General features: G+C 62.7%; 19 protein-coding genes. 9 read left to right on the top strand and 10 right to left on the bottom strand.

The features are described from left to right. Positions 1–28: 28 nt before the first annotated feature. A complete protein-coding gene (locus tag NGJ21_RS20175) occupies positions 29–1,690 on the top strand; it encodes a phosphoethanolamine transferase (protein WP_251962570.1) in 1,662 nt (553 codons plus the stop codon). Here NGJ21_RS20175 and NGJ21_RS20180 read toward each other — a convergent pair whose 3' ends face one another. Then, positions 1,691–2,656, bottom strand: a complete 966-nt coding sequence (locus NGJ21_RS20180; protein WP_046786003.1) for a LysR substrate-binding domain-containing protein — start codon at positions 2,654–2,656, stop codon at positions 1,691–1,693. Between the two features lie 146 nt (positions 2,657–2,802). Here NGJ21_RS20180 and NGJ21_RS20185 point away from each other — a divergent pair, with 146 nt between their 5' ends. Beyond that, positions 2,803–4,179, top strand: a complete 1,377-nt coding sequence (locus NGJ21_RS20185; RefSeq protein WP_251962571.1) for an L-serine ammonia-lyase — start codon at positions 2,803–2,805, stop codon at positions 4,177–4,179. Position 4,180: 1 nt separating this feature from the next. Here NGJ21_RS20185 and NGJ21_RS20190 read toward each other — a convergent pair whose 3' ends face one another. From NGJ21_RS20190 to NGJ21_RS20200, 3 genes are all read right to left on the bottom strand, one after another. Further along, positions 4,181–5,476 (bottom strand): NAD(P)/FAD-dependent oxidoreductase, encoded by a 1,296-nt coding sequence (locus NGJ21_RS20190; protein ID WP_174141919.1) that lies wholly within the window; start codon positions 5,474–5,476, stop codon positions 4,181–4,183. A 14-nt stretch (positions 5,477–5,490) separates the two neighbouring features. Beyond that, on the bottom strand, positions 5,491–6,579 hold the full coding sequence (locus NGJ21_RS20195) for a polyamine ABC transporter substrate-binding protein (RefSeq protein WP_046786006.1): 1,089 nt from the start codon (positions 6,577–6,579) through the stop codon (positions 5,491–5,493). Between the two features lie 65 nt (positions 6,580–6,644). Next, positions 6,645–8,003, bottom strand: coding sequence for a glutamine synthetase family protein (locus NGJ21_RS20200; RefSeq protein ID WP_046786007.1), 1,359 nt, complete (start codon positions 8,001–8,003; stop codon positions 6,645–6,647). Positions 8,004–8,153: 150 nt separating this feature from the next. On the opposite strand from NGJ21_RS20200, the gene NGJ21_RS20205 reads away from it, so the two are divergent. Then, positions 8,154–9,062, top strand: a complete 909-nt coding sequence (locus tag NGJ21_RS20205; RefSeq protein WP_125923700.1) for a helix-turn-helix domain-containing protein — start codon at positions 8,154–8,156, stop codon at positions 9,060–9,062. Between the two features lie 59 nt (positions 9,063–9,121). Then, positions 9,122–11,035, top strand: coding sequence for a DEAD/DEAH box helicase (locus NGJ21_RS20210; RefSeq protein ID WP_115274628.1), 1,914 nt, complete (start codon positions 9,122–9,124; stop codon positions 11,033–11,035). Between the two features lie 37 nt (positions 11,036–11,072). On the opposite strand, the gene NGJ21_RS20215 is transcribed toward NGJ21_RS20210, so the two are convergent. Beyond that, positions 11,073–12,458: an aldehyde dehydrogenase family protein gene (locus NGJ21_RS20215; protein WP_251962572.1), complete on the bottom strand. Its 1,386-nt coding sequence runs from the start codon at positions 12,456–12,458 to the stop codon at positions 11,073–11,075. A 105-nt stretch (positions 12,459–12,563) separates the two neighbouring features. Between NGJ21_RS20215 and ptrR the strand changes: the two genes are divergently transcribed. Together ptrR and NGJ21_RS20225 are read left to right on the top strand one after the other, a co-directional pair. Continuing rightward, the gene (gene ptrR, locus NGJ21_RS20220; RefSeq protein WP_251962600.1) at positions 12,564–13,448 is read left to right on the top strand and encodes a putrescine utilization regulator PtrR; all 885 of its coding nucleotides are present in this window, start codon (positions 12,564–12,566) and stop codon (positions 13,446–13,448) included. A 153-nt stretch (positions 13,449–13,601) separates the two neighbouring features. Then, a complete protein-coding gene (locus NGJ21_RS20225; RefSeq protein WP_046786010.1) occupies positions 13,602–14,123 on the top strand; it encodes an acyloxyacyl hydrolase in 522 nt (173 codons plus the stop codon). Positions 14,124–14,154: 31 nt separating this feature from the next. Here the strand turns inward: NGJ21_RS20225 and NGJ21_RS20230 are convergent, their stop codons facing one another. Together NGJ21_RS20230 and NGJ21_RS20235 are read right to left on the bottom strand one after the other, a co-directional pair. Then, a complete protein-coding gene (locus NGJ21_RS20230) occupies positions 14,155–16,290 on the bottom strand; it encodes a TonB-dependent siderophore receptor (RefSeq protein WP_251962573.1) in 2,136 nt (711 codons plus the stop codon). 199 nt (positions 16,291–16,489) lie between these two features. After that, on the bottom strand, positions 16,490–17,380 hold the full coding sequence (locus NGJ21_RS20235; RefSeq protein ID WP_046786012.1) for a universal stress protein: 891 nt from the start codon (positions 17,378–17,380) through the stop codon (positions 16,490–16,492). Between the two features lie 158 nt (positions 17,381–17,538). Here NGJ21_RS20235 and hisN point away from each other — a divergent pair, with 158 nt between their 5' ends. Beyond that, the gene (hisN, locus tag NGJ21_RS20240) at positions 17,539–18,330 is read left to right on the top strand and encodes a histidinol-phosphatase (RefSeq protein ID WP_115274630.1); all 792 of its coding nucleotides are present in this window, start codon (positions 17,539–17,541) and stop codon (positions 18,328–18,330) included. A 172-nt stretch (positions 18,331–18,502) separates the two neighbouring features. After that, positions 18,503–19,234 (top strand): hypothetical protein, encoded by a 732-nt coding sequence (locus NGJ21_RS20245; RefSeq protein ID WP_115275530.1) that lies wholly within the window; start codon positions 18,503–18,505, stop codon positions 19,232–19,234. Positions 19,235–19,240: 6 nt separating this feature from the next. Here the strand turns inward: NGJ21_RS20245 and NGJ21_RS20250 are convergent, their stop codons facing one another. Beyond that, a complete protein-coding gene (locus tag NGJ21_RS20250) occupies positions 19,241–20,125 on the bottom strand; it encodes an alpha/beta hydrolase (RefSeq protein ID WP_251962574.1) in 885 nt (294 codons plus the stop codon). A gap of 313 nt (positions 20,126–20,438) precedes the next feature. Between NGJ21_RS20250 and NGJ21_RS20255 the strand changes: the two genes are divergently transcribed. Then, positions 20,439–21,395 (top strand): helix-turn-helix transcriptional regulator, encoded by a 957-nt coding sequence (locus NGJ21_RS20255; RefSeq protein WP_119687142.1) that lies wholly within the window; start codon positions 20,439–20,441, stop codon positions 21,393–21,395. Positions 21,396–21,490: 95 nt separating this feature from the next. Here the strand turns inward: NGJ21_RS20255 and NGJ21_RS20260 are convergent, their stop codons facing one another. Both NGJ21_RS20260 and NGJ21_RS20265 read right to left on the bottom strand, forming a co-directional pair. Beyond that, positions 21,491–22,642, bottom strand: a complete 1,152-nt coding sequence (locus NGJ21_RS20260) for an acyl-CoA dehydrogenase family protein (protein WP_115274632.1) — start codon at positions 22,640–22,642, stop codon at positions 21,491–21,493. 16 nt (positions 22,643–22,658) lie between these two features. Beyond that, positions 22,659–23,729, bottom strand: coding sequence for an enoyl-CoA hydratase/isomerase family protein (locus tag NGJ21_RS20265; RefSeq protein WP_251962575.1), 1,071 nt, complete (start codon positions 23,727–23,729; stop codon positions 22,659–22,661). Between the last annotated feature and the right edge of the window lie 22 nt (positions 23,730–23,751).

Below are 23,751 nucleotides of genomic sequence, written 5' to 3' on the forward strand. Positions count from 1 at the left end.
CGAGCGCCATCCAGAGGGTCAGTGATCAATGAAAACCATGTCTCGGCTGGGCGGTGTTGCCTCGAGGGTAGTGAAGGCAGAGTGGCCGGTTCTGCTGTTATGGTCGTTTCTGCTGTCGCCGTTGTTCGTAAGGCTACTGGCCGAGTGCAATTGCTCGAAAACGGATTTGCTGGTTATCTATACGTTTGCCATTTCAATGTTATGGCTGCTGGCCACGCGTTTCGTTTCAACCAATCAATTCAAGGTTCATCTTCTGTTGTTGCCATTTTATCTGGCGGCCAGCGTGGACCTGTTTCTGGTGCTGAACTTCGGTTCACGCTTGACGGCGGCCTATCTTTTTATCGGGCTGACCAATTACAAAGAGGCTACTGATTTCCTCAGTACCTACTGGCATTCGATCAGCGCGGTGCTGCTGGTATTCGTGCTGTGCTACGGCGTTGGGCTGGCAGGGTTGCACGGGCGCACGTTTTACAAGAACAAGGCAATTTTCGGTTTGACGATAAGTGCCTTGGTGTTGGGGTATGGCGCCTATTTTTATAAAACCGTAAAGCTCAACTCGCTGGGCAGGAGTGCAGTCCTGGACCTGGCAGCGAAGGACCAAAGTACCCCTGTGGGTTATTTGTCGCAAATCGGCTTGACGGTAACGTTGTATGCCGAGTCGAAGCGCTATATCAAACAGCGCCTGGAGTCCGAGGTAAAAATAACAGCAGTATCGGACGCCGCTGACGTGGAGACCCTCGTGTTCGTCATCGGCGAGTCTTCACGGCCACACAACTGGTCGCTGTATGGTTACCACCATTCCACCACGCCGAACCTTGACAAAGAGTCGGGGGTGTTCAAGTTCAACAACATGTGCACCACGGCGCCGCATACGTCGGTCGCGGTGCCCTCGATGCTCAGCCTGGAGCCGATCGAGCACTGGGACCTGATCGCCTCGACCAAATCGCTGGTTGGCATCTACCGCGCCGCCGGCTACAAGACGTACTGGCTGTCTTCCCAGGAAGTCGACAGTTTTGGCGGGATCATTCCGCAAATTGCTGCCGAGGCCCAGAGCCGGCAGTACTTTGAGCGCAGCTACGACGGTGCATTGATGTCGGCCTACGAAAACATCGTCGAGCAAGGCGGCACGCAAAAACAGGCGATCTTTATTCATATCAAGGGCAGCCATTTCGATTACGCCCGCCGCTACCCACGCGAGTTCGGCACATTCAAGCCTGCGACCGACAGCGCGAAGGACCGGATCACCGCAGATTACGATAACTCCATCTTGTACACCGACTGGCTGTTGGGAAGGATCATCGATCAACTCAAAAGCAGCCAGCGCAAGGCGCTGTTGGTCTATTCGTCAGACCATGGCGAGAATTTGCTGGATGACAGCCGCGGCCTGCTAGGGCACGGTATGGGCAATGAGTATGACCTTTCGGTCGCGGCGTTTTTCTGGGCTTCAGGCAGCCTGCTGCAGCGGCAGGCGCAAACGCTGCAAAAGCTCAAGCAGCGGGAAGGGCAGACCGTCAGTATTTCTTCTCTCCCGCATACGTTGTTGAACATCACAGGCATTTCCATGCCGGGTTATGACAGCGCCCAAGACCTGTTGAGCGACAACTTTGTCTCGTCCAAATGCCCACATTTGCTGGCCGGTGAGTACGTTCCCTCGTTTGATTTCGATGTGAAACGCGTTGCAGTCGAATGATTACGCGGGTGTGCGGGTGGACGCGGTACGGGCTTGAACAGGGTGCTGCAGGAGGAAGCTTTTGGCCTCTTCCACCAGCCAGTCGTGTACCGCACGAGCGCCCGGCTGGTTCAGCCCGCCTGGCGGGTAATGCACTACATAGCGCTTGTGGTTGGCGATCGGCACACCGAAGGGCACGATCAGCGCACCCCGTTCCAGTTCATCATTGAGTAAGGTGCGACGGGCTATGGCCACGCCGATCCCGGCAATCGCCGCTTCTATCGTCAGGTGATTGCGGTTGAAGGTATGCCCCCGGCGCACATCCAGCCGTGGCGCACCAATGCCCTCCAGGTAGAACTCCCATTCGGCAAAGTCTGAACTGCCGCGCCAGGCAGTGATGTCGTGCAGCAGTGGATAGTGGGCAAGGTCCGCAGGCCCGTGCAGTGGCGGGCGGCCGCGCAGCAGGGCTGGCGAGCAGACGGGGAAGATCTGTTCGTCCAGCAGCGGGGTCGAGAGCATGCCCGGGTAGCTGCCATCATTCAGGTCAATGGCCAGGTCGAAGTCGCCCGGGTTCAACGCCTGCGCACTGTCTTCGGCCACCAGGCGCAATTCGATATCCGGATACCGCTGCTGGAAGCGCGGCAGGCGCGGTGTCAGCCACTTGGCCAGGAACGAGGGAATCGAGCGTACGCGCAAGGTGCCGCGGATCTCGCCGGCGTCCAGGCGCAGCAATTCGGCTTCGATACTGCCGTAGGCCTCGGCCACGGTCTGCGCCAGGCGCTGCCCCTCGGCGCTCAGCTCTACCCCCCGCGCCCGGCGCAGGAACAGGCGGTAACCAAGGCGCTCCTCCAGCTGGCGCATCTGCTGGCTGACCGCACCGGGGGTGATGTGCAGTTCCTCGGCGCAGCGGGTGAAAGAGAGATGCCGTGCCGCACAGGAAAAAACATGCAGCCAGACGAACATCTGGCCGTTCATTTGTCGTCGCATCGTTTAGTTCTGCTAAAGCCTTGCTTAGAAAGTTTCGTTGGTCATCAACAGGTGAGCGCGGCAGTATCGCGCAAATCCGCAATAGCGTTCAATTTATCCAGACAGCCGCGTAACGGTGATACAGGCCGGCGCGGTCAGGCATTAGCATGGCTATCAGTGTTTTCGACCTTTTCAAAATCGGCATCGGCCCATCCAGTTCCCACACCGTCGGCCCCATGCGGGCAGCCGCCACCTTTGCCCAGGCATTGCGCACCCAGGGCTTGCTGGGCCAGGTAAGGCGTATCGAAGTACGGCTTTATGGTTCGCTTTCCGCCACGGGTGTGGGCCATGCCACTGACCGCGCCTGCCTGCTCGGCCTGATGGGGGAGTGGCCGGACCGGATCGACCCGGCCACCATCGAGTCACGCATTGGCCAGGTGATGCAGGAGCAATGCCTGATGCTCGACGCCAGCCACCCGCTGACTTTCATCTATGCACGCGACATGCTGCTGCTGGAGGAAAACCTGGCGTACCACCCCAATGCCATGACCCTGGAGGCAATGGACGAGCAGGGCAGCCTGCTCAGCCAGACCTACTACTCCGTTGGTGGCGGCTTCATTGTCGAACAGGGTGAAATCGACGCGCCCCAGAACCAGGCGGCTGCAGTCCCGCTGCCCTACGAATTCTCCAGTGCCGCCCAGTTGCTGGCGCTGTGCAAGGCCCACCAGTTGAGCGTTGCCCAGCTGATGCTGGCCAATGAATGCGCGTGGCGCCCTGAAGCCGAGGTGCGCGAAGGGCTGCTGCGGATATGGGCGGCGATGTGTGAATGCGTCGACAACGGCCTGCGCAATGAGGGCATCCTGCCTGGCGGGCTTGGCGTCAAGCGCCGCGCTGCACGCCTGCATCGCAGCCTGCAGGAACTGGGCAAACCCAATGTGATCGGCTCGACCCTGAGTGCCATGGAGTGGGTGAACCTGTTCGCCCTGGCGGTCAATGAAGAGAACGCCGCTGGCGGGCGCATGGTCACAGCGCCGACCAACGGCGCGGCGGGCATCATCCCCGCGGTGTTGCACTACTACATGAAATTCAACCCCGCTACCTGTGACGACGATGTGGTGGCGTTCCTGCTGGCCGCTGCCGCTGTCGGCATCCTGTGCAAGAAGAATGCATCGATCTCCGGTGCCGAGGTGGGTTGCCAGGGCGAGGTGGGGTCGGCGTGCTCGATGGCCGCGGCAGGCCTCGCCCAAGTGCTCGGCGCTACACCGCCGCAGTTGGAAAACGCCGCCGAAATTGCCCTGGAACACAACCTGGGCTTGACCTGTGACCCGGTCGCAGGCCTGGTCCAGGTGCCGTGTATCGAGCGCAATGCGATTGCCGCGGTCAAGGCGATCAATGCCGTGCAGATGGCCCTGCGCGGTGATGGCGAGCACTTCATCTCGCTTGATCGGGTAATCCGCACCATGCGCGATACCGGTGCCGACATGCATGCCAATTACAAGGAAACCTCGCGTGGTGGTTTGGCGGTGGCGTTCGTCGAGTGCTGAGTCAACCCAGCACCTCGCGCACCCGATACCACAGCATCCCCAACGCCAGCAGCGGCGAGCGCAACGCCTTGCCGCCCGGGAAGGTAAGGTGGGGTACGGCGCTGAAGACATCCAGCCCCTGGCTGTGCCCGGCAGCGATCCCTTCAGCCAGCAGTCTGGCCGTCCAGTGCGTCACATTCAGGCCATGCCCAGAGTAGCCCTGGGCGTAGTAGACATTCGGGTACTGGCTCAGCCGCCCGACCTGAGGGAAGCGGTTGGCGGTGATGCCGATCATCCCGCCCCATTGGTAATCGATGCGCACGTCGGCCAGTTGCGGGAACACCTTGAGCACCTTGGGCCGCATGTAGGCGGCGATGTCCTTCGGGTCGCGCCCTGAATAATGGCAGGCCCCGCCGAACAACAGCCGACGATCTGCGGTGAGGCGGTAGTAATCCAGGCCGACCTTCTGGTCGCACATCGCCATGTTCTGCGGGATAAGCGCCTTGGCCACAGCCTCGGGCAGTGGCTCGGTGGCCACCACGTAGCTGCCGGCAGGCAGCACTTTACCGCTCAGGCGTGGCTCCAGTTCGTCCAGGTGGGCGTTGCAACCGAGCACCAGGCTTTGTGCCCTGACCTTGCCCCGAGCGGTGTGCAGGGTGACCGTGGTGCCATGCTCGATGCGCAGCACCGGGCTCTGCTCAAAAATGCGTACCCCCAGGCCATGGGCCGCGCGCGCTTCACCCTGGACCAGGTCGAGCGGGTGCAGATGGCCCGACCCCATGTCCACCAGCCCGCCGGCGTACTGGTCGCTGGCAACGATCTCATGCAGTCGCTCAGGGCCGACCAGGCGCGTTTCATGGCCATAGCCAAGCTCCGCCAGCTCGCGCTGCTCGTCCTTGAACGCCGCGAACTGGGCAGGTGTATTGGCCAGTTCGCAGAAGCCCCAGCGCAGGTCGCAGGCAATGCCGTACTGCTCGATACGCCTGGCCACCAGGGCCACCGAGTCGATGCCGGCCTGTTTCAGGTAGCGCACGCCGTCCTGGCCGACATAGCGCGCAAAACCGCTGACGTCATGGCCGATGCCGCGGATCAACTGGCCTCCGTTGCGCCCGCTGGCGCCCCAGCCGACGCGCCGGCCTTCGAGCAGGATCACCGACAGGCCACGCTCGGCCAGTTCCAGCGCCGTATTGACCCCAGTCAGGCCAGCGCCGACCACGCACACATCAGCGGTCAGTTCGCCGTCCAGGCTGGGGTAGGGCGCGGTATCACGCGCGGTAGCGGCGTAGTACGACGCAGTGTGTTGGGTGTCGAATGGCATGGCGCGCTCTCGGCTCAGCGGTTGGACTTGATCTTGCTCCAGGAGCGGGTCATGACCCGCATGATCTTCGGGCTCGGCGTGCTGGAAATGTACAGCTTGTCCAGCACCTCCTGGGGTGGGTAGATCTCGGGGTTGTTGACCAGCGACTCATCCATGTAGGCCTTGGCGTCGGGGTTGGCATTGGCATAGCCGACGGTGGCACTGACCTTGGCGATCACCTGTGGTTCGAGCAGGTAGTTGATGAAGGCCAGCGCCTGCTCGGGGTTGCTGGCGTCCTTGGGAATGGCCAGCAGGTCGAACCACAGGTTGCTGCCTTCCTTGGGGATGCTGTAGGCGATCTTCACGCCGTTTTTCGCCTCGACAGCGCGGTTGGCGGCCTGGAACACATCGCCGGAGTAGCCGAAGGCAATACAGATGTCGCCATTGGCCAGGTCCGAAACGTATTTGGACGAGTGGAAGTAGGTGATATAGGGGCGCAGTTCAAGCAGGTGCGCTTCGGCCTTGGCGTAGTCAGCCGGCTTTTCGCTGCGCGGGTCCATGCCCAGGTAATTGAGCATGGCCGGGAACAATTCGTCGGGCGAGTCCATGAAGGCCACCCCGCACTGCTTGAGTTTCTTCAGGTTCTCTGGCTCGAACAGCACCGCCCAGGAGTCGATACGCTCGATGCCCAGTGCGGCTTTGACCTTCTCGACGTTGTAGCCAATGCCGTTGGTGCCCCACAGGTAGGGCACCGCGTACTGGTTGCCGGGGTCGTTCTGCTCAAGTTGCTTGAGCAGTTTCGGGTCCAGGTGCTTCCAGTTCGGCAGCTTGCTGCGGTCCAGTGGAAGGAAGGCACCGGCCTGCGCCTGGCGGGCGAGGAAGTGGTTGGACGGCACGACCACATCGTAGCCGGTGCGCCCGGCAAGCAGCTTGCCCTCCAGGGTTTCGTTGGAATCGAACACGTCATAGACCACCTTGATCCCGCTGCTGGCCTGGAAGTCGGCCAGGGTGGTATCGCCAATGTAGTCGGTCCAGTTGTACACGCTGACCGTGGGCTGAGCCTGGGCGGCTGCACCGAACAGCAGGGTGAATGCTGCAGGAATCAGGGCTTGCAGATGACGCATGTCGACACCTCGTTGGTCTTGTTCTTTGGGTTGGGTGTGAGGGGCTGCACGGCAGCCCCCGCAGATCAGACGCTGAGCAGCAGGAATTCACGCTCCCACGAACTGATCACACGCTTGAAGTTTTCATGCTCGGCACGTTTGACCGCCACGTAACCCTGGACGAACTGCTTGCCCAGGTAACGCTGTACGGTCTGGCAGTCCTCCATGTGCTGCAGCGCGTCCTCGATGGTGATCGGCAGGCGCAGGTTGCGCCGCTCGTAGGCGCGGCCTTGTACCGGCGCACTGGGTTCGACCTTCTCGACCATGCCCAGGTAGCCGCACAGCAGGCTCGCGGCGATCGCCAGGTAGGGGTTGGCGTCAGCACCCGGCAGGCGGTTTTCCACGCGCATGGCGTCGGGGCTCGAGGTCGGCACGCGCAGGCCGGCGGTGCGGTTTTCCTCGCCCCATTCGACGTTGACCGGCGCCGAGGTGTCCGGCAGGAAGCGGCGGAAGGAGTTGACGTTCGGGGCAAACATCGGCAACAGCTTGGGGATGTACTTCTGCAGGCCGCCGATGTGGTGCAGGAACAGCGCGCTCATGCTGCCATCGTCGTTGGCGAACACCGGCTTGCCGCTGGCGATGTCGACCACGCTCTGGTGCAGGTGCATGGCACTGCCCGGTTCATCGGTGATCGGCTTGGCCATGAAGGTGGCCGTCACGTTGTGCTTGAGCGCCGCCTCACGCATCGTGCGCTTGAACACGGTGATCTGGTCGGCCAGGTCCAGCGCATCGCCATGGCGGAAATTGATCTCCATCTGCGCCGGGCCGTCTTCGTGGATCAGCGTGTCGAGGTCCAGGCCTTGCAGTTCGCACCAGTCATAGACGTCTTCGAACAAGGGGTCGAATTCGTTGGCGGCATCGATGGAAAACGACTGGCGCCCGCTTTCGGCGCGGCCGGAGCGGCCCAGTGGCACTTGCAGTGGCAAGTCCGGGTCTTCGCAACGCTTGGTCAGGTAGAACTCCATCTCCGGAGCGACGATCGGCCGCCAGCCCTTGTCGGCATAGAGCTTGAGCACCTTCTTCAGCACGTTGCGCGGCGACAGTTCGATGGGGTTACCCTGTTTGTCGAAGGTGTCGTGGATCACGATGGCGGTCGGTTCGATGGCCCAGGGGATCTGATACACCGCAGTCGGGTCGGGGCGGCAGACCATGTCGATGTCAGCGGCATCGAGCAGGCTGTAGTAGATGTCATCGTCGACGTAGTCGCCGGTGACGGTCTGCAGCAGCACGCTCTCGGGCAGGCGCATGCCACGCTCATGGAGGAACTTGGCGGTCGGTGCGATCTTGCCGCGGGCGATGCCGGTCAGGTCGCTGATCACGCATTCGACTTCGGTGATCCGGTGTTCTTTCAGCCAGGTGGAAAGCTGATCGAAGGGGGCGTTCATACAGACCTCTTGGTTGGGTTTTTGTGGCACTGGTGTGCAGGAGCCTTCCCACATGCCGTGCTGAGGGCTATCTTGGGCGCAGCCCCCAGGGGCAATCTATCCACTTTCTTCGGCAATGAATGCACCAAAAGAGTGCAATTAGGACGCAGCGTGACAACGCCCAATGCCTTGCAGGTCCAGGCCTTCCATACCACCGATGTGACCGAACAGGTGCGCGCCACCCCCGGTTGGCAGCAGCAGTACCGGCAGATGTCGCCCGGCCACTTCAGCGGCCAGCTGCGTTGCCTGGGCCTGGATGGCGTGCAGGTGTACGAAGAGCGCCTGAACACGCGGGTCGAGCAGTTTTTCCGTGCCCCCAGCGGCGCGTTGGCGTTTTGCTTCGACCGCAGCGAAAACAGCCTGTACCTGCTCAACGAACAGAGCCGCAATATCTGGATCACACCGGAGAACTACCAGGAGGTGGCGGTGGTGTTCGACCAGGCCTTCCTGGCCAGCCACGGCCTCGACCCGCAGCGCCTTGACGGCTTGTTCATGGTGCCGCTGGGCAGCGGCCAGAATGCGCTGTTCGGCAGCTGGCTCAGCGCTACCCTGACGCGACTGGGGCAAGCCGATTGCCCACTTGCGGGGCAAGCGTTGGCCGAACAGTTGCTGGAAGACTGCCTGTTCATCCTGGATAACGCCTGCCAGCAGCTGCAGGGCGGAGCGCTGGGGCGGCGGGGAGAGGAGCGGGCGATCATGCAGCGGGTCAGTGAGTGGGCTGCCGACTGCCCCGAAGAAACCCTTAACCTGCTGGAGTTGGCAGACGTTGCCGGCGTTTCCCTGCGCCAGCTGCAGCAGGCATTCAAGGCGTTTACCGGCATGCCGCCGGCCCATTGGCTGCGGCTTCGCCGGCTCAATGGGGCGCGGCGCGACCTGTTGCGCGGTGGCGAGGTGACGGTTGCCGAAGTGGCCATGCGCTGGTCGTTCTGGCATTTGGGGCGCTTTTCCGAAAGCTATCGGCAGTTGTTCCGGGAACTGCCCAGCGAGACGCTCAAGCGGGGCCGGCCGGTTCGCGGTTAAACCCAGCATTGCCTCGGGAAAGTTGCTATCGTGCCCGGCAGTGTTCACCCGAGGTCCCGATGTTCTACCTGCCTTTGCCCAGCGACCAGGCCGAGCGCCTCGCCAGCGCCCCCCCAGCCACCGATTTTTTCCCTGGCGCCAGCGTGCTGCAGGCGGCCGCCGTGCTGTTCGTGCAGAACCTGCCGCGCCAGCCTGCCAGCGTTTCGGCTGACGCACAGGAACGCCGCTTCGCTGAAATCGTGCGTATTGCCAATGAGGTCGAAACGGCGGCGCCTGGCCGTTTTCAGGGCCAGGTAGCGCAGCATTTCGACCGCGAGGCGTTTGCCATGGGGCTCGGCATGCTGGGTGAGAACGGCGTCGCGCTGGTATCACCCGAAGTCGACTACCCGGCAGAGGAATTTCAGGACGCCGAAGGCCAGTGGAACTTCCAGTTCGCCGACAGCTACCGGCAGCGGGTCACGCCGTTGCACCCGGTGTACCTGCCGTCGTTGGCCAGCGACCTCATGCTCAGCGACCAGCAGAACCGCCTGCTGCGCGAGTTCTTGTCCGGGGTGGACGAGTCGGTGGCGGTGCAGGGGTTCGCCGGTACCGGCAAAACCTTCCTGATCCACCAGTTCGCGCGCCTGCTCGACCCGCAACGCACCTTGCTGCTGGCCCTCACCGAAGGCCAGCTCAGGGCACTGCGGGCACGGGTCAAGGATGCTGAGGCGTACACGGCGATGACCTTTGGCCAACTGGCCGACGAGATTCTCAACCGCGACCTCACCAGCAACGGTTGGCGCCTGCGCGATCCGTACCGAACCAAGTTGTCATGGCGCCCGCAAGAGGCGCAGGTGGTGAAATGGCTGGCCATCCCGGATATCGGCCCCTTGGCCGCCCGGGACGTGGTCGCCCTGTGCATCAAGGCCGTGCGCAGCTTCTGCCGCAGCGGCGACAACCAGTTGCAGCTGCATCACTTGCCCTGGGCCGGCCCGGGGACCTCGCCGCTGGATCAGGAAGTGCTGCTGGAAAAGGCCAGGTTGTACTGGCAGGAGCTGACCCGCCCATCGTCGCGCGAGATCCAGTTGCCGGTGCGCGATTACCATCGGGTCAAACTGTTGTCGCTGACGGCCGAACTGATCGACAGCCGCTATACCCATGTGATCGTCGATGAAGCCCACGAGTTGTCCGCACCCATGGTCGCCGTGCTGGACCGCAGCCCGCAATCTGTCATTGCCCTGGGCGATGAGCTGCAGAACCTCAATGGTTTGAGCCCGCACCATGGCGGCTTCATCCGCCAGCGTTACATCGACCATTCATTACGCGCAGGGCCTGCCATGGACAGCGTACTCAACCCGTTGATCCAGGCCCACCCGGCGGCCATCCAGGCAGCCTTCAGCGGCAGTGCCGAGCATTACACGCGGGTCAGTTTCTTCGATGCTGTGACGGTACCCGAGCAGCCCACCGCGTTGATCGTCGATGACGAGTGGGGGTTGTTCGGTTGGTTCCAGCGCCTGACCCACCAGGGTGTGCCGTTCGTGCTGCTGCAAAGCGCGCGCAAGGATTTCGAGCTGTTCGTCGAGGATTGCATCGAGTTGTACCGCTATGGCACGCGGCCGCGTCACCCGATGCTGTTCCGATACCCAAGCTGGCAGGCGCTTGAGCAAGACAAGGGGGACGACAAGGCGTTCGTTGCCGTGGCCAATATGCTGCGCAAGGGCTACACCCCGGAGCACTTTGCCAAGGCCAAGAGCCGCTACCGCTGGGACAAGGCGCCCAAGCTGTTCCTTGGCCGTGTACGCGATGTGAAGAACATGGAGTTCGCCCGGGTGATGGTCTCGCCGGAGCTGATGGTTGCGCCGGTAACGGCCGGCAACCGCAATGAGCGGGCACGGATGCTGGCCGGGCTGTACACCGCATGTTCGCGGGCGCGGCACGAGCTGATCGTGCCAGGGGGGATGCTGGACTGGGTCAAGGACCAGGTTCGCGATTGAGCGTGCCGGGGCTGCAAAGCAGCCCCGGCTCACGAAATCAGTTGCGATCCAGCCACACGGTTTGCGCGTTGGTGAACTCGCGCACGCCAAAATGCGACAGCTCACGCCCGAAGCCACTCTTTTTCACCCCACCAAAGGCCACGCGGGGGTCAGAAGCGCAATAGCCGTTGATGAACACCCCACCGGTGTCCAGCGCTGCCGTCATGCGCTCGGCCAGGGCATAGTCTGCGGTGTAGATGGTCGATGCCAGGCCGAATTCGCTGTCGTTGGCCAGCTCCACCGCATGTTCGGCATCGCGGGCAGTGATGATCGCAGCCACGGGGCCGAACAGCTCCTGCTTGAACGCGGTCATGTCCGGGGTGACGTTGGCGAACACGGTCGGTGCGTAGAAGTTGCCCACGCCTTCGACCTTGTTGCCGCCCAACAGCAAGGTGGCGCCCTCGGCGAGGGTCGCCTGGACCTGGCCATCGAGCTCGTCGCGCAGGTCGTAGCGCGCCATCGGGCCGATGTAGGTGTCATCTTCCAGCGGGTTGCCGACCTTCAACTGGCGTGTCGCCTCGACGAACTTGCGCGTGAATGCCTCGACGATGCTCTCTTCCACGATCAGGCGCTTGGCCGCGGCGCAGACCTGCCCGGTGTTCTGGTAGCGGCCAACCACGGCGGCTTTCACCGCAGCATCCAGGTCGGCGTCGGCCAGCACGATGAACGGGTCGGAACCACCCAGCTCGAGCACGCATTTCTTCAGCGCGGCACCGGCCTGAGCGCCGATCGCCATGCCGGCACGCACGCTGCCGGTCAACGTCACGGCAGCGATGCGCGGGTCGTTGATGGCGCGGGTGACGCCGTCCGGGGTCACGTTGAGTACCTCGAACACGCCTTCGGGCAAGCCGGCATCCTTGAACAGGTCGGCCATCAGATAGGCGCTGCCCATGACGTTCGGCGCATGCTTGAGCACATAGGTGTTGCCGGCCAGGATCGCCGGTACGGCGCCACGCAGCACCTGCCAGATCGGGAAATTCCACGGCATCACGGCCAGGATCGGGCCCAGCGGGCGGTATTCGATACGCGCTTTTTCGACCTGGGTCGGCTCAGCCGCAAGCATCGCCGGGCCGTGCTCGGCGTACCAGCGGCACAGGCCGACGCACTTGTTCACTTCACCCCGGGCCTGGCTGATCGGCTTGCCGATTTCGCGGCTGATCATCTGCGCGAAGGTTTCGGCTTTGGCCTCAAGGGTGTCGGCCAGGGCAAGCAGGTTCTCGCTGCGCTGACCCAGCGACACCTGGCGCCACTGGCGATAGCCAGCCTTGGCACGTTGCAGCGCCGCTTCCAGTGCGGCGTCGGTGTCGAAAGGGTAGCTGCCGATCTGCTCGCCGCTGTGCGGGTCGATGGAGATGGCGTGGGTCAGGCTGCTGATCTGGCTCATGGCTGCACACTCGTTGTTGTTCATCAGTGAGGCCAGACTAGTGGGCTAGGGGTTTAATGAAAACTGAATAATAATGAGCGAAACATTCACGTTTGGAGAATGACTGTGGATCTGGTGCAATTGGAGATCTTCAAGGCAGTGGCCGAACAGGGCAGCATCAGCGCCGCCGCCCAGCACATCCATCGGGTGCCGTCTAACCTGACCACGCGCATCAAGCAGCTGGAGAAAGACCTGGGTGTCGAGTTGTTCATCCGTGAAAAAAGCCGCCTGCGCCTGTCGCCGGCTGGCTGGAACTTCCTCGAATACACCCGGCGCATCCTCGACCTGGTGCACGAGGCCCGGTTGACGGTGGCGGGCGAAGACCCGCAAGGCACCTTCGCCCTGGGTTCGCTGGAGAGCACCGCAGCCGTGCGTATACCGGCATTGCTGGCCGCCTATAACCAGCGCTACCCGAAAGTCGACCTGGACCTTTCCACCGGGCCGTCGGGGACCATGCTTGAAGGCGTGCTGTCCGGGCGCCTGGTGGCAGCATTCGTCGATGGCCCGTTGTTGCACCCCACGCTTGAAGGCATGCCGGTATTCGAGGAGGAGATGGTGATCATCTCGCCGCTCAACCATGCCCCGGTAACCCGTGCGCAGGACGTCAACGGTGCGAGTATCTACGCCTTCCGTGCCAACTGCTCGTACCGCCATCATTTCGAGAACTGGTTCGTCCAGGACCAGGCGGTACCAGGCAAGATCCATGAAATGGAGTCCTACCACGGCATGCTCGCCTGCGTCAGCGCAGGTGCCGGCCTGGCCATGTTGCCACGCAGCATGCTCGACAACATGCCCGGCTGCACCACGGTTAGCGCCTGGCCCATGTCGGAGGATTTTCGCTACCTCAAGACCTGGCTGGTGTGGCGCCGCGGTACCGTATCGCGCAGCTTGAGCATGTTCGTTAAGCTGCTTGAGGAGCGGCGCGCTGGCTCAGACCGTACTGAACATTAGCCATTGGTGGCAATTCACTTCCAACTTTCTGATTAATTGGACAATAATCAGAAAAGTATTACCTCGTGTGACCGGTTGGATGCACCGGCCACCGTAAAAATCGAGGGGCAAAAGCCCCCGCTTGCCCGTGTTGACCATCAGGAGATGTCATCGATGAAAACCCGTCTTGCCACTATGCTCGCAGCCGCCGCATTGGCTGTTGCCGGGGCCAATCTGGCCCAGGCCGCGCAGGTGTCCGGCGCCGTGGGCGCCACCAGCCAGGGCGACATGACTTACCGTATCGGCCTGGCCTTCGACTGGGACAAGAAATGGCTGCAAAGCAGCACCGGCTTCGTGACCGGTTATTGGGATGCAGCCTACACCTACTGGGAAGGTGGCGAGGCCAGCGGTGCTCACTCGCTGTCGTTCAGCCCGGTGTTCACCTACGAATTCAGCGGCTTCACCTACACCCCGTACATCGAGGCAGGCATCGGCCTGGCAGCATTTTCCAAGACCGATGTCGGCGATCAACACCTGGGTTCGTCGGTCAATTTCGAGGACCGCATCGGCTTCGGCCTGAAGTTGCCGGGCGAGCAGAAAGTCGGCATCCGTGCCATGCACTACTCCAACGCCGGTATCAAACAGCCGAACGACGGCATCGAATCCTACTCGCTGTTCTACAGCAAGGCGTTCTGAAACGGCGGGCCGCGCCAGCGGCCCCGGCCATTCAGAAGGTGTACGCAACCCCGGCTTGCACCGTGCGCGGTGCACCCGGGTACACGTAAGTGTTGAACGCCCCTTCGTCATAGCCCTTGTTGAACACGTTCTTCACGTCCAGGTTCAGCCGTACATGCTCGTTGACCTTGTAGAAGCTGTGCAGGTCGACCACGCTGTAGCTCGCCATGGTGTAGGTCGTCGCGGCGGTCTGCCCGGCACGGTCATCGATGTACTTCACCCCAACCCCCAGCCCCAGGCCCTTGGCCAGTCCATCCTGAAACTCGTAGGTGTTCAGCAGGCTGAAGCTGTTGCGCGGGATGTTCGCCAGGCGCGTGCCGCTGGGCACGGTGTTGTCCTGGGTGACCTCGGCGTCGACATAGGCATAGCCACCGATCACACGCCACTCAGGGGTGAGGTTGCCGGCAATGTTGATGTCCAGCCCGCGGCTGCGCACCTCGCCGGCGGCGATGCTGTAGGTACCAGAAGGGTCATTGGGGTCGCGGGTCAGCACGTTTTCCTTGACGATGTGGTAGACAGCCGCGTCGATGCTTAGCTGGCGATCGGGCGCTTCCCACTTCACACCCAACTCATACGACTTGCCTTTCTCAGGGTCGAAACCACTGCCTTGCAGGCTGGCGCCGCTGTTGGGTTTGAACGAGCGCGCGGTGTTGGCGTACACGGCAAGCGTGTCGGTGATGTCATACAGCAGGCCGAAACGAGGGGTGACGCCGTTTTCGCCCTTGCTGAAGTCACCAGCATTGTTCAGCTTGTTGTCGTAGTCATGCTCGTAACGCTCGAAGCGCACCCCGGCCAGTGCCTTCAGGCGCTCGGTCAGGGCGACCTGGTCCTGGATGAAGGCGGCCCAGGTCTTGAGGTTTTCCTTGTCGTGGGTAGTCGTGCGGGTCAGGGCAGGGCGGGGCTGGCCCAGCACCGGGTCGAAGATGTCGATCGGATAGGCGCCGGCACCGGCGGCCGAACGTTGAATGATCGAGCTGTAGTCATAGTCTTCATATTCGATACCGGTAAGCAGGGTGTGGGCGAAGCCACCTGTGTCGAAGTGGCCGGTCAGGTTGAGCTGGTAGTCACGGTCGGTCCATTCGAGCTTGCGGTAGTTGAAGTTGCGCCCAAGGGTTTGGCCATCAGCCTGCAACGCATTGGCTTCCACGGCGTTGCCCTTGAGTGAGCCGTCCAGCCACTGCATGCCGCCACCCAAGGTCCAGTCTTCGCTGAGCGCGTGCTCGAAGCGCAACTGCGCCATGTTGTTGTCGTTGTGCAGCAGGTTGTCGCTGCCTTTTTCCCAGATATTGGTGTCACGCGAGGCGGTGCCGCGCTGGCCGGGCAGGCGGGTAAGGCCCCGGTCCAGCGGGTGGTTGTTGCGCATGAAGTCGCCCTCGAAGACGATCTTCGTGGCGTCATTGACCTGCCAGCTCAGCACGGGCGCAACGTCGTAGCGTTCGCTCTCGACATCGTCGCGGAAGCTTTCGCCACCTTCACCCAGCACGTTCAGGCGGTAGGCGAGCGAGCCCTCTTCATTGAGCGGACCGGTGGCATCGAGGGTTGCCCGGTGCATGCCCTGGTCGTCGAGCTGGCTGCCAAGCGTCACCTTGGGTTCGGCCAGTGGCTGCTTGCTGACCACGTTGAAGGTCCCGCCCGGGTCGCCACGGCCATAGAGGCTGGTGGCTGGGCCGCGTATCACTTCCAGCCGCTCGACGCTGTTGGCATCGGGGGCATTGGGGTAGCCACGGTTGATCGGGAAGCCATTGCGGTAGAACTCGCCCGTGGTGAAACCGCGCACCGTGAAAGTGGTCAGGCCCTGGCCGCCAAAGTTGTTGGCGCGGCCAACGCCGCCTGCGTAGTCAAGGCCGTCCTGCAGCCGCGTGGCGCCGGTGTCTTCGAGTACATCCTTGGGTACGACGCTAATCGACTGCGGTATTTCGTGCAGCGCGGTGTCTGTGCGCGTGGCACTGGCCGAACGACTGGCTTTGTAGCCCTCGACCGGTCCATCGGCGCGTTCGCTGTCGGCGGTACCGTTAATGTTCAAGGCCTGGAGTTCGATCTGGGCGGGGTTACCGAGTGTTTCAGCCTCGGCGAAAGCCAACGGGGAGACAGCATGTAGTACACAAAGCGAAACGAACGTGCGACGCATCGACGGTACGATCCTGAAGTAGGGCGCTAGGAAGGGGATTGATACGTCGCGAAAGTACTACGAATCATTATCAAATGCATTATTTTTAAGTGGGTCGGGAGTACCAGTTTGGTGCTGGTCGTGCGATTGACTGGGCTGTCAGATCAAGCACCGCGCAGCCGGCGCTCGATCCGACAGCCCAAAAATCTCAGCTGATGCCTCAACGCACCCCTTTGACCGCCAGCACATTGCACAACGGATGCTCCAGCACATGCGCCGTGGTCCCGCCCAGGAACGTCTGCATGGCGTCATGCCGGTGGTTGCCCATCACGATCACATCGACCCGGCCGTGGCTGACGAACTGGGCGATCGCCCGAATCGCTGCACCTTCCAGAAAGTGTCGGCGTTCCAGCGGGACCTGGTGATGGTCACCCAGGCGATTGAACGCTGCCCGTTGCGCGGTGCGCACACTGCCCTCGAAACCGGGCATGGTCACCGTGCCGGCGCCGAAGTCGGCGAGATGGGTCCTGGCCGCATCGCATACATGCAACAGGTGCAGTTCGGCGTTGCACTGCAGGGCCAAGGCATGGGCGCAGTGGATCACCTGCTCGTCCAGGTGTTCGCCGGCACCGTGGCTGTTGAGGTCGACGGCGACGGCGATTTGCCGGGGCAGCGGCAGGCGAATGTCGCTGACCAGGTGCACGGCCACCGGGCTGTCCTTGAGCAGTTGCCAGTCCAGCGGTGTGACCAACAGGCGCTTGAGCACCGGTTCGTGCTGTACATCCTTGATCAGCAAATCACAGCCCAACTGCTCGATGCGCTCGATCACGCTGCCCAGCGGATCACGGGTGAGCAGCAGTTCGGTGGACACATCCAGGCCGTCATCGCGCAATTGCTCGGTGGCATCGGCCAGCCACTGGCGGTTGTCGGCAAGCAGCCGCTCGCGCTCACGGCCGTCGCTCATCAGGCCAAAGGTGTCGACATCGTCGACGAAGACATTGATATCCAGCAGGGCACCGCTGGATTCAGCCAACGCCGCCGCGCGTTGCAGCGCGGGCGTGTAACGCATCTGCGGGCCGAGCATGACTAACAAACGCTTGAACTGGCTCATCGCACACCTCCACGTGTGGGCAGCCCCCCGGTTCATGCCTGTTGATCTGGTCTGTTCAGTCTAGGCGGCAGCGGGCTTGCCCGCGAATACGCAGGCGTCTACTGCCAAAGGGTTTGTCGGGTATGATGCCAGCCCCATCATTTCACGAGGCCCGTTTCATGTCCCTGAGTGCTGAACAGACCGGCGAATTCCGCGCCTTCGCCGAGCAGTTGGCCGATGCCGCTGCAGCCGCGATCCAGCCGTACTTTCGTGCCAGCCTGGACGTCGAGGACAAGGGCGGGCGCCTGTACGACCCGGTGACCGTGGCCGACAAGGCTGCCGAAGACGCCATGCGCACGCTGATCCAGGCGCGTTACCCGGAACACGGCATTCTTGGCGAAGAGCAGGGTGTGGCAATCGGCAGCAGCCCATTGACCTGGGTGCTCGACCCCATCGATGGCACTCGCGCCTTCATCACCGGCCTGCCACTGTGGGGCACGCTGATCGCCCTGAACGATGGTACCCGCCCCGTGCTGGGGGTGATGAACCAACCTTTCACCGGTGAGCGTTTCGTCGGTACCCCCGAAGGTGCGTGGCGCAGCGGCACGCCATTGAAGACCCGCGCCTGTGCAGACCTGGCGGCGGCAACCTTGATGTGCACGACGCCAGACATGTTCGATACCCCAGAGCGCAAGGCTGCGTTCCAGGCCGTGGCTGACAAGGCGCGGCTGATGCGCTACGGCGGCGATTGCTACGCCTACTGCATGCTGGCCTCGGGGTTTGTCGATGTGATCGTCGAAGCGAGCCTGCAACCGTATGACGTGCAGGCGCTGATGCCGATCATCGAAGGGGCGGGCGGGGTGATCACCGCTTGGGATGGCAGTTCGGCACAGCACGGCGGCTGTGTGGTGGCGTGTGGTGATCCGGTACTGCACGCTCAAGTGGTGCAGATGCTGCGCCACGCCATGTGATCGCTGGTTGCAGGGCTTTCATGGGCGCCAGCCTGGCAGACCTAGGCAAGCCGGCGAGCAGGTGCACTGACTTGCGGTAGCCCCGCCATCGCACTTTTTCCGGTTTGCGGGCTCTATGCTTGGCCAGGCCGCGCCGATCCCCGGCACGGCCGCCGATTTCGACCCGGTGCCGATGGTTGCAAGCAAACCCGTATTCTTCCCGCGCCTGCTGCTGGCAGGCACACTGGTCTGCCTGGGCGCCTGCACCCAGCAGCAAGGCCAGGACATCGTCAGCCAGTTCGGCAACGGCAAGCCCAGCGAGCTGTTCCAGACCAGTGTCGACCGCATGGCGACGCTGGCCATGCGCGACAACCTGCAGAGCCTGTACCTGCTGATGAACAAGCTGTACCTGCGCAACCCCAGCCAGTGGAAGATGTCCGGTTACCTCGATGCCGCCACTGCAGAGCGGCAGATCCGCATTGCCATCGAACAGCGTCAACCCTTGGCGCAGCTTGGCAACCGTCGCGACCTCGTTGCCTTGAGTTATGCCCTGAGCCCGGAGTTTCGCGGTGACCGGGTCGGTGCGTTCATCTACGCCATCGGCAGCATGCTGATCACCGCACACGGTGGGCGAACCGAGTTCTACATGACGGACACCATCGACCCTTTGTTCGTCAACAACGCCGCTCGCAACATCGAAAAGGCCACCTGGATGCTCAGCCAGCGCCAGGATGCCAATGGGGTATTGCTGTTATTTTCCAACGAGATTTCGCAGGAGGGCAGCAACCTGAGTTTTGCAGTGGAGTTCGGCAAGATCGTGGCGCGGCTGGATCTGCTGGCGCAACTGTTAGATGAGCGCTACCGGCGGATCGGGCTCAACTACGCGCAAAGCCTGTTGCTGATGAATTTCCTGCCGGTGCAGTGAACCCCGTTACAGCAATGCCCGAATCGCACGCTGATAGCGCTGGCCGGCGCGGCTCATGCTGTTGTTGTGGCTGGCCCCCGGTACCAGCAACAAGGTTTTGGGCTCCTGCGCCGCTTCGAACAATTGCTGGCTGAAGCGCGGCGGCACGAAACGGTCGTCGAGCCCGTGCACCAGCAACAATGGCAGGCCGACGTCCTTGATCTTGTCCAGCGAATCGAATTTCTGCGACAGCAACCAGCGCACCGGGAGGGTGGTATCGGCCACGGCAGCGGCGACATCCCCCAGTGAAGTGAAGGTCGACTCCAGGATCAACCCCCGCGCCGGTGCTGTACCGCCGTCTTTCTGCGCCTGGCGCGAAAGGTCGGCAGCCAGCTCCACCGCCACTGCGCCGCCCAGTGAATGGCCAAAGATCAGGCGTTTGCCTGCATCGGGTTGCAGTTGGGCAAACCGCTCCCAGGCAATGCGCGCGTCTTCGTAAACTGTCGCTTCGGACGGCAGGCCGCCGCGGCTTTGGCCGAAGCCTCGGTAATCCACGGCCAGCACCGAATACCCCATGGCATGCAGCTGTTCGATGCGAAACAGCTGGCCGGTGAGGTTCCAGCGTACGCCGTGCAGGTAGAGGATGGCCGGCGCATCGGCGCGGCGGGCCGGCCACCACCAGGCGTGCAGGCTCTGGTTGGCGGCGAAGCTGCGCGGGCGCAGGTCCAGTTCCTGCACACCCTTGGGCAGGCCGCGGAACCAGCTGGCCTGGCCAGGTTCGATACGGAATACCAGTTCGCGTTCCTTGTGCTGCAGCACGGCGCAGCCGGCCGGCAGGCCGACCATCAGGAAGGTGGCACACAGCCAGGTGAGCCAGCGACGGCGCAGGTGCGTAAGGAAGTAGGTGGGCATGCGGTTTTTTAACAGATCTGCAGGTTCTGATGTGGGAAAAGTTACCGGGTGGACGTGCAGGTTGGTTGCAAGCTGTTTCGTTCGATAACCGCCCAAGCGCTGCTCGCGCCTGTCCGATAGCCGCCCGGCCAATCCGAACATCTCATTGCCCAACCCCCATCTTTTGCTTAGTGTGGGACCAAGCCACCGGCGGTCAGCTGCCTTTAGAAACCCGACCCCGGCCCGGTAGAATGACCGTGAACGACCGCAACCACAGGCCCCAGGCCAGTAGGGTGCGGCGCCCAGAACAATAACGATGCCGAGTGCCTTGCCTATGGAAAGCCGCCTGCTGAGCGAGCGCAGTAGCGTGTTCCATCACGCCGACCCTTATGCGGTGTCCGATTACGTCAACCGTCATGTGGGCCAGCACTGCATCGGGCTGTCGCGCACCACGCATCCGCAGGCCAGCCTCAGCCACCGCAAGTTCGCCGAGCTCGACCTGTGCCGCATCAGCTACGGTGGCAGCGTGCGGGTCACCTCACCAGCCCTGGAAACCATCTATCACTTGCAGGTGCTACTCAACGGCAATTGCCTGTGGCGCGGGCATCAGCGCGAGCACCACCTGGTGCCGGGCGAGCTGCTGCTGATCAACCCCGACGACCCGGTGGACCTTACCTATTCCGAAGACTGCGAGAAGTTCATTCTCAAGGTGCCGACGCACATGCTCGACTCGATCTGCGAGGAGCAGCGCTGGCAGCGGCCTGAGGGAGGGGTACGGTTTTTGCGCAACCACTACCGGCTCGAAGAGCTGGACGGTTTCGTCAACCTGCTGGCCATGGTCTGCCATGAGGCCGAGGTGAGTGATTCGCTGCCGCGGGTGCAGGGGCACTACAGCCAGATCGTCGCCAGCAAGCTGTTGACGCTGATGAGCACCAACATCCGCCGGGAAAGCCTGGCTACGCCGGGGGCCAGCCTGGAGCGGATCCTGGACTACATCGACCGCAACCTCAAACTGGAGCTGGCAGCCGAGACGCTGGCCGAACAGGCCTGCATGAGTGTGCGTTCATTGTATGCGTTGTTCGATCGCCACTTGGGCACCACGCCCAAGCAGTACGTACGCCAACGCAAACTGGAGCGGCTGCATGCGTGCCTGAGTGATGGCAGTTGCGCGGTGCGCAGTGTGACGGAACTGGCAATGGATTACGGCTTCCTGCACCTGGGGCGGTTTTCCGAGACCTACCGCGAGCGTTTTGGGCAGCTGCCTTCGCAGACCTTCAAGCAACGGCGCTGACTTGACGGGCACAATCGCTGGCAAGCCAGTTGCTCCCACAGGAGCCCTGCCAGCCTGGCGGGCAGGGCTTTACCTGTGGGCCCCAGCGAGGAACATCACAACGGATAGTGCTTCAACTCCCTGGCAATCAACATCCGCTGGATCTCGCTCGACCCTTCATAGATCTGCGTGATGCGTGCGTCACGGTAATAGCGCTCGACCGGGTAATCTTCCAGGTAGCCATAGCCGCCATGCACCTGGATCGCCATCGAGCACACCCGCTCGGCCATCTCCGATGCGAACAGCTTGGCCTGTGACGCCTCCGACAGGCAGGGTCTGCCTGCGCTGCGCAGACGTGCGGCATGCAGGATCAGCAGCCGTGCGGCATTGACCTGCACCTGCATGTCGGCCAGCAGGTTGGCGATGCTCTGGTGCTCGTTGATCGGCTTGCCGAACTGCACCCGGTCGCGGGAATAGACCAGCGCAGCCTCGAACGCGGCACGGGCGATGCCCAGGGCCTGGGCCGCGATGCCGATACGCCCGCCTTCGAGGTTGGACAAGGCAATGGCCAGGCCCTTGCCACGCTCGCCCAACAGGTTGGCGGCGGGGATGCGGCAATTGTCGAAGGTGACGGCGCAGGTGTCGGATGCGCGGATCCCCATCTTGTGCTCGCTGCGATCGACCTTGAACCCCGGGTTGTCGGTGGGTACCAGGAATGCGGAGAGGCCTTTCTTGCCCAGCTCTGGGTCGGTCACGGCAAAGACGATCGCCAGGCCCGCGCGGCGGGCGTTGCTGACGAACTGCTTGGCGCCATTGATCACCCATTGGCCGTCGATCAACTCGGCGCGGGTGCGCAGGTTGTGCGCTTCGGAACCGGCCTGTGGCTCGGTCAGGCAGAAGCAGCCGATCACCTCGCCGCTGGCCAGGCGCGGTAGCCATGCCTGCTGCTGCTCGGGCGTGCCATAGGCCAGCAGCGGGCCGCAGCCCACCGAATTGTGGATGCTCATCATCGCACCGGTGGCGCCACAGCCTGCGGAGATTTCCTCGACGGCCAGGGCATAGGCCACGTAGTCGGTGTAGCTGCCGCCGAAGTCTTCCGGCACCACCATGCCCAAGAGGCCCAGCTCACCCATCTTGCGCACCACGCCGTCATCGATCCAGCCGGCTTTTTCCCAGGCCTGGGCATGCGGGGCGATTTCGCCGCGGGCGAAGTCCCGGGCCATGTCGCGGATCATGATCTGCTCTTCGCTCAGTTCCAGGTCTTGCATCTGTGTACTCCCCGGCTCACAGGCCTTCGAAGAATTGGTCGACGCGCTGGCGTTGCAGGCCCACCAAGGTCGGCGGGTTCCAGCGTGGCTGCTTGTCCTTGTCGATGATCAGGGCGCGCACACCTTCGATGATGTCGCCGTGCTGGAACCACTGGCGGTCAAGGTGCAGCTCCATGGCGAAGCACGCTTCCAGCGGCAGGTAACGGCCGCGGCGCAACATCTCCAGGGTAACCGCCATGGCCAGTGGCGAGCGGCTTTCCAGCTGGTCGGCGGTGGCCAGCGCCCACTGGTGGCTGTCGCCGATGCTGACTGCCCGCAGTTGCTCGATGATTGCTGCCATATCAGGCAGGGCGAAGAAGTGGTCGATGACCGGGCGCAGTTTTTCCAGCGGCGCATCGTCCAGCACCTGGCTGCCCAGCTTCGCGAGCAGGTTTTGCAACGCCTTGAGCGGATGGGCGCCGAAGTCCAGTTGGTCGAGGCCTTCATCCAGTTCAGCGAGTTTTTCGCTTGGCAGGTACCAGTCGGCCAGCCCGCAATACAGCGCGTCGGCCGCCTGGATCTGCGCGCCACTGACGCCCAGGTAGGTGCCCAGCTCCCCGGGGATGCGCGAGAGGAAGTAGCTGCCGCCAACGTCGGGGAAATAGCCGATGCCGACTTCGGGCATCCCCAGCCGGCTGCGCTCGGTGACGATACGCAGGTCGCAGCCCTGTGCCAGGCCCATGCCGCCACCCAGGGTGAAGCCGTCCATCAGCACCAGCACCGGTTTGCGGTAGCGGTGGATCGCTAGGTCAAGGGCGTATTCCTCGACGAAGAAGTCTTCGTGCAGCGTGTCGCCAGCCTTGTAGCTGTCATGCAGCGAGCGGATGTCGCCGCCGGCGCAAAAGCTTTTGGGGCCTTCGCCGCGCAGCACCACCGCTTGCACCTGCGGGTCATCGGCCCAGTGGTCCAGGTGCTGGCGCAGGCTGCGCACCATGTCGAGGGTCAGGGCGTTGAGGCCACTGGGGCGGTTGAGGGTGAGGTGGCCAATCTGGTTGCGGACCTCGGCCAGAACATGGGCCGTTGCCGAGGTATTAGCGTGCGCGGTCATCGCGTTCTCCCTGCTTTGTTAT

Source organism: Pseudomonas sp. Marseille-Q5299, assembly GCF_943737035.1.
GTDB lineage: Bacteria > Pseudomonadota > Gammaproteobacteria > Pseudomonadales > Pseudomonadaceae > Aquipseudomonas > Aquipseudomonas putida_E.

Coding starts and splice junctions, on each gene's coding strand:
- NGJ21_RS20175 (WP_251962570.1), top strand. CDS start 29: ATGAAAACCATGTCTCGGCTGGGCGGTGTTGCCTCGAGGGTAGTGAAG.
- NGJ21_RS20180 (WP_046786003.1), bottom strand. CDS start 2,656: ATGCGACGACAAATGAACGGCCAGATGTTCGTCTGGCTGCATGTTTTT.
- NGJ21_RS20185 (WP_251962571.1), top strand. CDS start 2,803: ATGGCTATCAGTGTTTTCGACCTTTTCAAAATCGGCATCGGCCCATCC.
- NGJ21_RS20190 (WP_174141919.1), bottom strand. CDS start 5,476: ATGCCATTCGACACCCAACACACTGCGTCGTACTACGCCGCTACCGCG.
- NGJ21_RS20195 (WP_046786006.1), bottom strand. CDS start 6,579: ATGCGTCATCTGCAAGCCCTGATTCCTGCAGCATTCACCCTGCTGTTC.
- NGJ21_RS20200 (WP_046786007.1), bottom strand. CDS start 8,003: ATGAACGCCCCCTTCGATCAGCTTTCCACCTGGCTGAAAGAACACCGG.
- NGJ21_RS20210 (WP_115274628.1), top strand. CDS start 9,122: ATGTTCTACCTGCCTTTGCCCAGCGACCAGGCCGAGCGCCTCGCCAGC.
- NGJ21_RS20215 (WP_251962572.1), bottom strand. CDS start 12,458: ATGAGCCAGATCAGCAGCCTGACCCACGCCATCTCCATCGACCCGCAC.
- NGJ21_RS20225 (WP_046786010.1), top strand. CDS start 13,602: ATGAAAACCCGTCTTGCCACTATGCTCGCAGCCGCCGCATTGGCTGTT.
- NGJ21_RS20230 (WP_251962573.1), bottom strand. CDS start 16,290: ATGCGTCGCACGTTCGTTTCGCTTTGTGTACTACATGCTGTCTCCCCG.
- NGJ21_RS20235 (WP_046786012.1), bottom strand. CDS start 17,380: ATGAGCCAGTTCAAGCGTTTGTTAGTCATGCTCGGCCCGCAGATGCGT.
- hisN (WP_115274630.1), top strand. CDS start 17,539: ATGTCCCTGAGTGCTGAACAGACCGGCGAATTCCGCGCCTTCGCCGAG.
- NGJ21_RS20245 (WP_115275530.1), top strand. CDS start 18,503: ATGGTTGCAAGCAAACCCGTATTCTTCCCGCGCCTGCTGCTGGCAGGC.
- NGJ21_RS20250 (WP_251962574.1), bottom strand. CDS start 20,125: ATGCCCACCTACTTCCTTACGCACCTGCGCCGTCGCTGGCTCACCTGG.
- NGJ21_RS20255 (WP_119687142.1), top strand. CDS start 20,439: ATGGAAAGCCGCCTGCTGAGCGAGCGCAGTAGCGTGTTCCATCACGCC.
- NGJ21_RS20260 (WP_115274632.1), bottom strand. CDS start 22,642: ATGCAAGACCTGGAACTGAGCGAAGAGCAGATCATGATCCGCGACATG.
- NGJ21_RS20265 (WP_251962575.1), bottom strand. CDS start 23,729: ATGACCGCGCACGCTAATACCTCGGCAACGGCCCATGTTCTGGCCGAG.